Annotated in this window: 12 protein-coding genes; 6 read left to right on the top strand and 6 right to left on the bottom strand. The window is 42.6% G+C overall.

The window, feature by feature from the left end; all coding sequences use genetic code 11:
- The first annotated feature begins 60 nt into the window (after window positions 1-60).
- From FBB35_RS33720 to FBB35_RS33700, 5 genes are all read left to right on the top strand, one after another.
- Complete coding sequence (locus FBB35_RS33720) at window positions 61-258, top strand: NAD(P)H dehydrogenase subunit NdhS (protein WP_012411449.1); 198 nt, start codon at window positions 61-63, stop codon at window positions 256-258.
- Between the two features lie 79 nt (window positions 259-337).
- The gene (locus FBB35_RS33715; RefSeq protein ID WP_174713460.1) at window positions 338-994 is read left to right on the top strand and encodes an HAS-barrel domain-containing protein; all 657 of its coding nucleotides are present in this window, start codon (window positions 338-340) and stop codon (window positions 992-994) included.
- Window positions 995-1136: 142 nt separating this feature from the next.
- A complete protein-coding gene (locus FBB35_RS33710) occupies window positions 1137-3275 on the top strand; it encodes a cation:proton antiporter (protein ID WP_174713867.1) in 2139 nt (712 codons plus the stop codon).
- Between the two features lie 422 nt (window positions 3276-3697).
- Window positions 3698-4648 carry a UDP-glucuronic acid decarboxylase family protein gene (locus FBB35_RS33705; RefSeq protein WP_174713459.1) on the top strand — a complete coding sequence of 317 codons (951 nt, stop codon included), beginning with the start codon at window positions 3698-3700 and terminating at the stop codon, window positions 4646-4648.
- A 151-nt stretch (window positions 4649-4799) separates the two neighbouring features.
- Window positions 4800-6179, top strand: a complete 1380-nt coding sequence (locus FBB35_RS33700; RefSeq protein ID WP_174713458.1) for a UDP-glucose/GDP-mannose dehydrogenase family protein — start codon at window positions 4800-4802, stop codon at window positions 6177-6179.
- 189 nt (window positions 6180-6368) lie between these two features.
- Here FBB35_RS33700 and FBB35_RS33695 read toward each other — a convergent pair whose 3' ends face one another.
- The 6 genes from FBB35_RS33695 to glyA form a co-directional block, all read right to left on the bottom strand.
- Window positions 6369-7163: a DUF2993 domain-containing protein gene (locus FBB35_RS33695; protein WP_174713866.1), complete on the bottom strand. Its 795-nt coding sequence runs from the start codon at window positions 7161-7163 to the stop codon at window positions 6369-6371.
- A 363-nt stretch (window positions 7164-7526) separates the two neighbouring features.
- Window positions 7527-7823, bottom strand: a complete 297-nt coding sequence (locus FBB35_RS33690; protein ID WP_368041815.1) for a hypothetical protein — start codon at window positions 7821-7823, stop codon at window positions 7527-7529.
- A gap of 25 nt (window positions 7824-7848) precedes the next feature.
- On the bottom strand, window positions 7849-8265 hold the full coding sequence (locus FBB35_RS33685) for a type II toxin-antitoxin system VapC family toxin (protein ID WP_174713457.1): 417 nt from the start codon (window positions 8263-8265) through the stop codon (window positions 7849-7851).
- Window positions 8252-8512 carry a CopG family transcriptional regulator gene (locus FBB35_RS33680; protein WP_174713456.1) on the bottom strand — a complete coding sequence of 87 codons (261 nt, stop codon included), beginning with the start codon at window positions 8510-8512 and terminating at the stop codon, window positions 8252-8254. Before FBB35_RS33680 ends, FBB35_RS33685 begins: the two co-directional genes overlap by 14 nt.
- A 48-nt stretch (window positions 8513-8560) precedes the next feature.
- Window positions 8561-9811: a competence/damage-inducible protein A gene (locus FBB35_RS33675; protein WP_174713455.1), complete on the bottom strand. Its 1251-nt coding sequence runs from the start codon at window positions 9809-9811 to the stop codon at window positions 8561-8563.
- Window positions 9812-9910: 99 nt separating this feature from the next.
- Window positions 9911-11194: a serine hydroxymethyltransferase gene (glyA, locus tag FBB35_RS33670; RefSeq protein WP_174713454.1), complete on the bottom strand. Its 1284-nt coding sequence runs from the start codon at window positions 11192-11194 to the stop codon at window positions 9911-9913.
- 345 nt (window positions 11195-11539) lie between these two features.
- Here glyA and FBB35_RS33665 point away from each other — a divergent pair, with 345 nt between their 5' ends.
- Window positions 11540-12286 (top strand): hypothetical protein, encoded by a 747-nt coding sequence (locus FBB35_RS33665; RefSeq protein WP_174713453.1) that lies wholly within the window; start codon window positions 11540-11542, stop codon window positions 12284-12286.

Raw genomic sequence — 12286 nt, 5'->3', positions numbered from 1 at the left:
ACGACAAATGACTAATGACAAGTATTAAGCTATTAAAAGGAAACAAGCGAGGCTAAAAACATGATTCTGCCTGGAGCAACTGTTCGCGTCAAGAATCCCGCAGATACCTATTATCGCTATGAAGGACTCGTGCAACGACTGACTGATGGCAAAGTAGCCGTATTATTTGAAGGTGGTAACTGGGATAAATTAGTTACCTTTCGCCTGAGCGAATTGGAACTTGTAGAGACCATAGCCGGACGGAAAAAAGCCAAATAATATTAGTCATTAGTCATTTGTCCTTTGTCCTTTTACAAAAACTAATGACTAATGACCAATGACTAATGACTAAATTACTATGCGCCTCCCACTACCACAGTTTGCTACTGGCGATCGCCATCCCAACCACATTGCCGAGGTGATTGAAACTACTAGTACTGAATTTCTAGCTCAGTGTTTGGAACCAGAAGATTTGAGCTTTACCTCCATGCCACCCTTTGGTAGTTGGGTTTGTTCTGTGGATGAAGAATCTGGGAATCAAGTCTATGGGGTGGTATATTATGCCACTACCATGCCTATAGACTCAGTACACCGAGCGAGAGCTTTGGGGTTGTCACTGCAAGACTTACGTGAGGAACAACCCCAAATATTTGCCATGCTGAGAACAGAATTTCGAGCTGCGATCGTGGGATTTGAACAATCTTCCCAGAATCAAGGTTATAACCAAAGAATATATCAGTATCTACCACCCCGTCCCCCGCAAATTCATCAAGCTGTTTATCGGTGTGAACCAGAAGCGATCGTTAAATTTACTGAAGAACTAGATTTTTTGCGGACATTGCTTTGTATTAACGGTGCGCCAGTCGAGTCTTTAACCGCAGCTGCTATTCGAGATGTATACCAGTTACGCAAAGCTGACCGAGAATGGCTAATTAAAGCTGGACGTAACCTAAGCGTGCTACTTAAAGACGACTACGATCGCTTGCGGTTTATTTTAAGTCAAATCCATCCGTAGGTAGTTAGTTCTTAGACAATTGCCTAGTTAGTGTAAGTTAATATTTTTAATTTTTCGTCAGGTGGCTTACCCATTTTATATCCATCAGGCGATCGCCCCCAGGTAATCGCAGTTTTACCATAGCCCCTTCAATTCCTACATGATGGAACTCATATCACAAGTTCTTGTTCTGGAACCAACTTCCCAAGTTCTTGGCAAAGAACCAATTGTTCCCTTTGCTATTTTACTGGTGGTTATCTTAGTTATCCCCATCATGTTTGAGCGGCTAAGATTACCAGGATTAGTGGGTTTGGTTTTCTCAGGGCTAGTACTTGGCCCTTCAGGCTGGAATTTATTTCAGTCTGACTCACCAATGATTAACCTGCTATCAGACATTGGGTTAATTTATTTATTGTTTGTCGCAGGGTCAGAAGTTGATCTCGAAAAGTTCCGTCGCCAAAAAAGTCGTGCCTTTGGGTTTGCTAGCTTGACTTTTATTATCCCCATGATCGTGGGAACCTTACTAGGGCTGATTTTAGGCTATAGCTGGAATACTTCAATTTTAATTGGTTCTTTATTTACTTCCTATACCCTTTTGGCATATCCCATAATCAGCCGTTTGGGAGTGGTAAACAATGAAGCTGTTACTGTCACCATTGGAGCTAAGATTTTTACAGATATTGGGGCAGTGCTGATCTTAGGCGTTTGTGTAGGCATCACTCATGCTGGAGCATTCAGCTTTGCTAAACTACTCACCTTGTCGGGTTGGTTAATTATTTACTCTGTTGCCGTTGTTACAGGCTTTGATTGGGCAGGTAAAGAATTTTTCAAGCGGTCTGGAGATGATGAAGGAAACAAGTTTTTATTTGTGTTGCTTTCTGTGTTTCTGGCGGCTGTAGGCGCTCAATTAATTGGGATAGAAAAAATTGTTGGTGCTTTTCTAGCAGGTTTGGCAGTGAATGAAGCTGTGGGTGAAGGCCCAGTTAAAGAAAAGGTAGTATTTATTGGCAGTGTGCTGTTTATTCCCATTTTCTTTGTTGACCTTGGCTTACTGATCAATCTACCCGCATTTGTGAACAACGTAGATACGCTCAAGCTCACGCTGTTGATGATAGTCGGTTTGATTGTCAGTAAATTGATTGCAGCTTTGTTGACAAAACTGCTTTACCGCTACAAGTGGCAAGAAACGCTAACCATCTGGTCACTATCACTTCCCCAGGTTGGTACAACCTTAGCAGCTACCCTTGTAGGATATCAGGCCGGATTGCTGCCACTAGAAGTATTACACAGTGTGATTGTCTTAATGGTTGTCACCTCAACCTTGGGGCCGTTGATAACCAGTAGAATAGCTGTTGGGTTGAATTCCTTACAAGTGGAAGCTCCTGCACCACCTCTACCTGACCAGAATGCACCAGAGACAGACAGCGCTTTTACGATTGTTGTACCTGTCTATAATCCCCATACCGAACAGCATTTAATTGAAATGGCGGCATTATTAGCGCGTCAGTCTCAGGGAAAAATTATACCACTGGCGATCGCAACTGCTGCGGCTCAGATGGATGCACCACAGTTAGAAGCTTGTCTACAACGCAGTGAGCAGTTATTGACCAAAGCCACGACACACAGTCGAGTATTGGGCGTGACCGCAGAACCAATGCTGCGAATTGATGATGCCTTTGCTCAAGGAATTAGCCGAGCCGCCCGCGAACAAAAGGCTAATTTAATTGTTATGGGTTGGGGTAAACGGACTGGGTTACGAGCGCGTCTATTTGGGAATGTGATTGATGGTGTGCTTTGGGCATCCCATTGTCCAGTAGCGGTGACACGTTTAGTAGAATCACCGAAAAAAATTCAGCGCATCTTAGTACCAGTAGAAAACTTAACAGCACCCATATTACAGCCTGTACAATTTGCCCAAATGCTGGCTGAGGCAAATCAGAGCCACATTACTGTGCTAAATGTGTGCGATCGCCGCACTAGTTCCAGTAAAATTGCTTGGAGGCGATCGCATCTCTCCCTAATGGTATCTAATTTAGCTTTGGCTAATTCCCCAGAAATTCAAATTATTGCTCATGAAAATGTTGCCCAAGCAATTTTGCAGGCAGCACGATTATATGATTTAGTAGTTTTACCTTTTATACGCAATCGTACCAGTCCTGGAGGGTTAGCCATTAGCGATGTTACAACCCAGTTAGCCAGACAACTAACCTGCTCCATTGTCATGCTTGGAGAACCGCAGCGCACTCAAACCACAAATATAGTTATGTCTAACACGGTTACTAGTATTACATCTGCTGTATAATATCAAGCATATTTGAGTCTATCTGAGTGAACTAGGGCTGCGATCTGTATTGACAAAAAGCTCTGCAATAAATAAATCGACTGTAAGTATATCTGTACATTTCTACAGTCTATTCTTTACTGCTTTGCATCTAAACAGAGAACAGAAATAACCGTGAAAACACTTTATATTATTGAAGATTTGATGAACTTTAAGTAGAAGACTGACAATATTGAGACTAAGTTTGTTATTTTGCTAGTTAAATTATTAAAGAAGTAGGTAAAAACATCACAAGATTATAACCTTAGAAAAATAAGTAAGTTCAACAATACTTTTTGATTAAGCCTTGTTCTTTTTTGAGTTATGTATTTTTGTCCCCAAGCTGGGTAATCTAAAAGTAAGTGCAATAGGTACTGAAAATATTTGTAAGTAACTGGGAAACTATGAGAATTTTGGTAACGGGCGGTGCTGGGTTTATTGGTTCCCATCTCATCGACCGATTAATGACCGATGGGCATGAATTAATATGCTTGGATAACTTTTACACTGGCCATAAACGTAACATTCTTAAATGGTTAGGTCATCCGTACTTTGAACTTATCCGCCACGATATTACCGAACCAATTCGGTTAGAAGTGGATCAAATTTATCATTTAGCTTGTCCTGCTTCACCAGTTCATTACCAGTACAACCCAGTTAAAACTGTTAAAACTAACGTGATGGGAACTCTGAATATGTTGGGGCTGGCTAAACGTGTGAAAGCGAGGTTTTTCTTGGCTTCGACTAGTGAAGTATATGGAGATCCAGAAGTTCATCCCCAAACTGAAGAGTATCGGGGTAGCGTCAATCCCATTGGGATACGTTCATGCTATGACGAAGGTAAAAGAATTGCTGAGACTTTAGCATTTGATTACTACAGACAAAATAAAGTTGATATTCGAGTTGTGCGGATATTTAACACCTACGGCCCGAGAATGTTAGAAAACGATGGTCGGGTGGTGAGCAATTTTATAGTTCAAGCCTTGCGGGGTAATCCTTTAACCGTGTATGGTGATGGTTCGCAAACTCGTAGTTTCTGCTATGTTTCCGACTTGGTAGAAGGATTCATCCGCCTGATGAATAGCGACTATATTGGCCCAATGAATTTGGGAAATCCTGGTGAGTACACGATTTTACAGTTGGCACAAGCTGTGCAGAACATGATCAATCCAGATGCACAGATTAAATTCGAGCCACTACCTTCAGACGATCCCCGCCGTCGCCAGCCCGATATTACCAAGGCAAAGACTTGGTTAAATTGGGAACCTACCATTCCTCTGCAAGAGGGGTTAAAACTGACAATAGAAGATTTCCGCGATCGCATTCAAGGCGATGGCAATAATTCAACCAACTAAATAGCGCCTAACATCGCTCTGAATTTTCATGCAGGCTCATCTGCTCGGTAGCTAGTATGCTTAGTGGCTGAGTTTACTAACAGCGTGTTAAGTGTCATATTGATAACTTCTTTTTGAAGACTACACCCAAAAAAAATTAGGGAGTTAAAGAATGCGTGTTTGCGTGATTGGTACTGGTTACGTTGGTTTAGTTACAGGTGCTTGCTTGGCTCATATTGGGCATGATGTAATTTGCGTAGACAACAACGAAGAAAAAGTTAAGTTAATGAAGTCTGGGCAGTCCCCCATTTTTGAGCCGGGACTCTCAGAAATTATGCAGTCTGCCATTCAAACAGAGAAGATTCATTTTACAAGCGATCTTGCTGCTGGAGTTTCCCACGGAGAAATTCTGTTTATTGCTGTCGGAACACCACCTTTACCTACTGGTGAAAGTGATACTCGTTATGTCGAAGCTGTAGCCCGTGGGATTGGGGAAAATCTCAACGGTGGTTATAAGGTGATAGTGAATAAGTCTACAGTCCCCATTGGCTCAGGTGACTGGGTGCGGATGCTTGTTCTAGATGGGATTGCAGAGCGGCAAAAAACATTAGTACCCGCAGGTGGAGTACCGAGTGATGAGAAATTAGCCGAGTTTGATGTCGTAAGCAATCCAGAATTTTTGCGCGAAGGTTCGGCAGTTCACGACACTTTCAACCCCGATCGCATTGTATTGGGAGGCAATAGCCAAAGAGCAGTAGCCTTAATGGAACAACTGTATGCCCCAATTGTGCAACGCAAGTACGCTCTTGATCAATCTTTACCCCCAGTGCCAATTCTGGCAACAGACCTGAGTTCGGCGGAGATGATTAAATACGCCGCTAATGCCTTTTTAGCCACTAAGATTAGTTTTATTAACGAAGTTGCTAATATTTGCGATCGCGTCGGTGCTGATGTCACCCAAGTAGCCAAAGGTATTGGTCTAGACTCCCGCATTGGTAATAAGTTTTTACAAGCTGGTATCGGTTGGGGTGGTTCTTGTTTCCCCAAAGATGTTTCGGCTCTGATTCACACTGCTGATGATTATGGCTATGAAGCCCAGCTAATGAAAGCTGCTGTCAGTGTCAACGAACGCCAACGCTTGATTGCTCTGGAGAAACTCCAACAAGTTCTGAAAATTCTCAAAGGTAAAACAGTCGGACTACTCGGACTGACCTTCAAGCCAGATACCGACGACTTGCGCGATGCCCCAGCCCTCATTTTAATTGAGCAGCTAAACCGACTGGGAGCCAAAGTTAAAGCTTACGACCCGATTATTTCTCAAACAGGTATGCGTCATGGGCTTTCTGGTGTGCTAGTAGAAACTGATGCCGAAAGACTAGCTGATGGCTGCGATGCCTTAGTCTTAGTTACCGAATGGCAGCAGTTCAGCACTCTCGACTATGTGAAGATGGCAAAACTGATGGCCCACCCCGTCATTATCGATGGTCGTAACTTCCTAGACCCCGAAGCAATGATCCGGGCTGGATTCCAATATGTAGGTGTGGGAAGATAGAGAGTTAGGGAATTGGGGGTGATAAGTAAAAATGAATTAGAACCTATAATCAATTACTTTGAAATCCCTTAAAAACCTAAGATTTAAACTACCGCCTAGAATAATCTAGGCGGTATTTAATTTGTTTAAAGTTTTACATAAAGCTGCTCAGAAAAACTTTACTTTGATTTTTTGCGTGTTGATTTTATATTAGCTGCTACTTGGAATACGCTCAATTTCAGCATATCCACTGAAAATAAGTTTTTGACCTTCAGTTTCTAGTCGGTTTAGCCGCATTTTCACTCCATCGAGGTCAAAACGATCCAAGTCAACCATATTATCTAAAATTTCTACCAGCGCTACGCTCAAGGTTTGCGAAATTTCCCGTTGTGCTTCTGGCACTTGGTCAAGTTGAATTTTCGGATCTTTGAAAGAAACTCGCCGTCGCCTTTCAATGCCTATACTTAAAATCATGCTCAGAGGCACGAGTTCGCCATTATTTAAATCTGCTTTTGCTACAAGCTGCAACCGATTTTCAGGTAATAGCTGTACCTGAACTTCCGTAAAAGAAACTGGTTCACCGCCAGATAATGCTGTCAGGGAGGGTACAGAGAGATTAAGCAGACGCTTTTTCACCAGTTCCGCGCTAAAGGCTTGGTTGATGCCTACTTCTGATAAAATTACCTGAGCGATCGCTTGAGTGGGTTGCTTCAGACTGAGTTTGCCACTTAAAACCGAGCCGAAGTCAATTGCCACCGCATCGGTTTCAAAAGACATCTCCTCCACTGCGAAATCTCTCCGAATCACCAAGCCACGACCACTCATTTTGAAGCTATCAATGCTGCCTTGCAACAGTTTGCTGGAGGGGTAGCAGCGCACAAAGACTTCTACTGACTCGCTTTGGGTAAACAGGTGGCGAATCGTTTGGCTGGCGACCGTATTGAGCATCCGCTCTCCCCAATCAGTGCCTTTAGGATCTTGTAAACCAGTAAGTCCGCCGAACATGTGGTTTTTAGTCTCTAGAAGTTCTTTGTACTTTTGTAACAAACTGTGAAGAATACAGCAAGCGATCCCGTGATTAATTGTGCTGATGGATAGGAGTTGAATGGCTGATGATTATAATCAAATGTATAATTTGTTACTAAAGGTTTTATATTCGCATTAGACATTAAACAAAGTAGGAACTTGCGGTTTTGGGTGTTTAGAAGTTCTTTGTAATTTTGTAACAAACTCTGAAGAATACAGCAAGCTATCCTTGATTAATTGTGCTGATGGATAGGAGTTGAATGGCTGATGGTTAGAAGTTAACTGTGTCAGCAGGAACACGATATAAATTCAGGTCTTGAGTTATTTGTTTACTTTCTCGATTCAGTAGACAAAATTGCCAAATATCCCCTGTAGAAACATAACAGCCCCTTGTAAATTTGCCTCTTGAGAATCAGTCCACGCATCAATAGCAATCAGTTCTAAGGCAAAACTCTCCTCCATTCTAGATTTGAGATTTGCGAGTCTATCTAATTCAATAGTGGACTTTTGTAAATTCAGAGAGGAACGTTTTAAAGAATAACCAAATTCAGCCAGTATGTCTTCTGGCTCAAATGACATCTCAAAATAGCTTCTAAAAGTGTATGAGTGATTTGGTTGAAGAATGGGAATTTTGCTCATAGCTGCCTAATTCATAATTGAGTTTTTAACATACCATCAGATTTTCAAACGGATACTGATTTTTCCAACGGTAAGCATTAAAATCTCTAAAATCTATAGACAAAATTCTTCCATGCTCCAGATGTTCTGCCAAAACTACTAACGAAGCATCGGCAAGATCCATTGGTAAGTTCGCATATTTTTCCATCAGTTCACAAATGCGCTTACCATGATGGGGTTGCAAATCAAAAACCGTAAACACGCCTAGAAATAAGTTATTAATAAAACTTACTTGCGCGTGGTTGCCCATCTTTGTTAGCAGTAGATAGCAAGTCTCTGTGACGACAGCCCAAGTCGTAATCAAAGGTTCATTGACATTGGCAAGTACTGTTACTGCTTGAGTGTGGTACAAGTCATTTCGATTTGCTAAGGCTAACCAAAAGCCAGTATCAACGATAATCATACTTAGCTTTTAAGCCATCTCTCAAAATTAATTTGTAATTTACAGACAGATCCAAATCTGTATGACCACAACCAATAAAACCTGTTTGAGTCAGCATCGACAACGCATTCTTTTGCTCCTGCTGAAGCTGCTGGTAGTACAATTCGAGGGCAGATTTAATTACATCTGTTACTGCCTGATTAGTCTGCTGTTGAATAAAGGCTAGTTTGTCAGCATACTCGTCATCTAATCGTGCATTAATTCGCATGGTTAGGTTCGTTTGTCATACACTTGTATGACAAAGATAACATACCTTCTACCTCGTCAACAATTTCCGTCGTAGATTATCCAACGCTGCATTTGCACTTACATGACGAATTAGAGCGCGTCCTCGCACCCTACCAAACTGATACTCAAAACTTGTCACTTCATCCTTTGGCCCAGCTAAACCAACGTAAACTAGACCTACTGGCTTCGTATCTGTCCCTCCAGTTGGGCCAGCAATACCAGTAATACTCAATCCCCAAGTTGTTGCAAGGCGGGTTTTGACACCAATTGCCATTTGCTCTGCAACAGTGGCACTTACCGCCCCAAATTTATCTAAATCTTCCTGATTAACCCCCAGCAGCTTAACCTTCACCGAATTGTCATAAGAAATTACTCCACCCCAAAAGTAATCAGAACTCCCAGAAATTTCGGTCAACATTTGCCCTAAACCGCCACCAGTACAAGATTCTGCCACCGAAAGCGTTTCTTTTGATACCCGCAATAACTCACCGACAACAGAAGCAAGAGTATCATTATTAACGCCGTAAAAATCTAGTCCGGCAATTTCTTTAAGTTGTTTCTCAATGGGTGCAATTAGTTCTTCTGCGGCTGCTTCAGAAGTGGCTTTAGCAGAAACTCGCAATCTTACTTCCCCTTTACCTGCGTAAGGGGCTACTGTGGGATTTGGCAACTTCAAATAGGAAGAAACTTTTTCCGCCAAAGCAGATTCACCAATACCCCAAAATTTTAAACTCCGGCTGTAAATAATTTCTTTACCCCAACCTTGACTTTTGAGAAATGGGACGGCTGTTTCTTCCCACATCGGGTACATTTCACTGGGAACACCAGGAAAGGTAAAAATCGTGATTTCAGAACGGGGTTGCCAGATGATACCGGGTGCTGTTCCTGTGGGGTTGGGGAGAATTTCTGCACCTTGGGGAATCAAAGCCTGTTTGCGGTTACTTGGTGACATAACCCGACCGCGTTGGGCGAATTTCTGGGTTATGTCTTCTATGATTTCTGGGTTTTCTACCAAAGGGGTTTTAAAAAAATCGGCGATGGTTTCGCAGGTGAGATCATCTGGTGTGGGGCCGAGTCCACCAGTGAAAATGAGAATTTGCGCTCTGGAAATAGCAATTTCTATAACTTGCTTCAACCGTTCTGGATTATCCCCAACTACTGTTTGATAGTAGTGGGGAATTCCTAGCTGCGCTAATTGTTGGGCCAAATATTGAGCATTGCCGTTGAGGATATCTCCTAGCAGCAGTTCAGTACCAACACAAATAATTTCTGCACTCATTGGAATTGGGAATGGGGAATGGGGAATGGGGAATGGGGAATGGGGAATTGGGAAGAAGAACTATTTATCAATGCCCTATGCCCAATGCCCCATGCCCAATTATGCTAGTGCTGGTACAGGAATTTCCAGGTGAGGATATAAGGGGAAGCGATCGCACAATGCTGCTACCCGTTGCCGACAATCTTGGGTTACTACGTCGGAATCTGGAGAAAGAAGGCGATCGCTAATAATATTTGCAATCTCGGTAAATTCTGCTACTCCTAAGCCCCGTGTAGTCATTGCTGGCGAACCTAACCTCAGACCACTGGTAACAAATGGCGATTGGGGATCGAAGGGAATAGTATTCTTGTTAGCAGTAATATTCACAGTGCTGACTAGCTGATCTGCCTGTTTACCAGTTAGATTTACAGAACGTAAATCCACGAGCAGTAAATGGTTATCAGTGCCATTTGACACTAATTTTAAACCCCGATTTTGTAGTTGTTCTGCCAAAGCACGAGCATTTTCAATTACTTGGGCAGAATAAGTTTTAAACTCAGGTTTTAGAGCTTCTCCAAAAGCCACTGCCTTACCAGCAATGACGTGTTCCAATGGCCCGCCCTGAGTACCAGGAAAAACAGATTTATCTAGTTTTTTACCTAGTTCTGCATCGCTGGTCAAGATTAAACCACCTCTAGGGCCGCGGAGAGTCTTATGTGTAGTTGTTGTTACTACATGACAATGAGGAATGGGATCGGGATGAAGACCACTAGCAACTAAACCAGCGATATGAGCGATATCGGCAAGTAAGTAAGCACCGACTTCATCAGCAATACTACGGAATTTTTCAAAATCAATTATCCGGGGATAAGCCGAATAACCACAAATCAAGAGCTTAGGACGCTCCCTCAGCGCCAGCTCCCGAATTTGGTCATAGTCAAGTTGTTCTGTTTGTTGACTGACACCGTAGTGGCTAACTTGAAACCACTTACCTGAAACATTTACAGGTGAACCGTGGGTGAGATGTCCCCCGTGAGACAAATCCATCCCCATAATTTTGTCCCCTGGTTGCAGCAGCGACAGGAACACAGCAAAATTGGCTTGTGCGCCAGAATGGGGTTGGACATTGGCATGAGCAGCACCAAATATCTGTTTAGCGCGGTTGATCGCTAGTTGCTCGATTTTGTCAACATACTCACAACCGCCATAGTAGCGTTTACCAGGTAATCCCTCGGCATATTTATTTGTCAGTACTGAACCTTGAGCCGCCAGTACAGCAGCAGAGGTAAAGTTTTCGCTAGCAATCAACTCCAAGTGATCTCGCTGGCGTTGTAGTTCGTCGTTGATTAACTCCGCGATCGCTGGATCGCTGGAGGAAAGAAAGTCTGAATTAGTCCTAGTCACTTCAATTATCCTTATGGAAATTTGTACAACATCGATTTGGCTTAGGCACAGCACCTAACAGCTTTACAGAGGCGATTAATCGTCTCCGTATTCTAGAGGTTTGTTTGTGCCAACTTATTTATTATTAGGCGTAAGCTTGATTAATGCATTAATTATCATAACGTTGCTTTTTGAAGCTGCACTAAATGAAACTTCTGGCGACACCAAATAGCCCGTCGGAGACATCGCGCCTTGGTTGGACAAAAAACTGAACGCTTGGGCAATTAACTGTCGGTAATACAACCCTTGCGGAACATGGCATGAAGTTCTACCCTGGAAAACTTAAGCAGTCAGAATTGTGAAAAAATGAAAAATTCTTTGAAACTTACCTTTGACAGTGGACAAACAGCATTAGCTATTCGAGTTGATCGACAAGCCGAATTACCAGATGCTCTTGAGCGAATCGGGCTTGGCGGTTCGCATTCTATTTTAGTAGTGGTAGGGGGTGCAAGTAAAATCAGTGAAGCCGACTTTCTTCGGATTAAACGGTTGTTTACAGAAGTTTTAGCCCCCATAGCCGAAAGTTTGGGTGCTTATGTTGTGGATGGAGGTACGGATGCGGGAGTTATGCAATTGATGGGTGAGGCTCGTACCCAGATAGGTGCTAAGTTTGCTTTGATTGGTGTAACACCTGAAAACAAAGTGGCTTTACCTAATCAACAAGAACCTGATGCTGATTTGACACCGTTAGAGCCAAATCATACTCATTTTGTACTGGTTCCTGGCGATAATTGGGGCGACGAATCACCTTGGATATCTGACGTTGCAACTATGCTGGCCAATAATGCACCTTCAGTGACTGTACTTTTAAACGGTGGTGAGATCACCTTTGATGATGCGTTTTCTAGCGTTAATACTGGAAGGTTAGTTGTTGTGATTGCTGGTAGTGGTAGAACCGCAGATATTCTTGCCGATGCTTTGCGTGGAAAGGCTACTGATGAGCGAGCTAAAAAGTTGGCGAAATCTGGTATATTACAATACGTCAACTTAATTGACATAGAGAATGGGGTTGAAAATTTAGGTCAAATAATTAAAGATTTGCTTTCTAATTAG

The sequence above is a fragment of the Nostoc sp. TCL240-02 genome (genome assembly GCF_013343235.1).
Taxonomy (GTDB): domain Bacteria; phylum Cyanobacteriota; class Cyanobacteriia; order Cyanobacteriales; family Nostocaceae; genus Nostoc.
The sequence above is the reverse complement of the archived record's forward strand: the minus strand, read 5'-3'. Positions and strand labels throughout refer to the sequence as shown.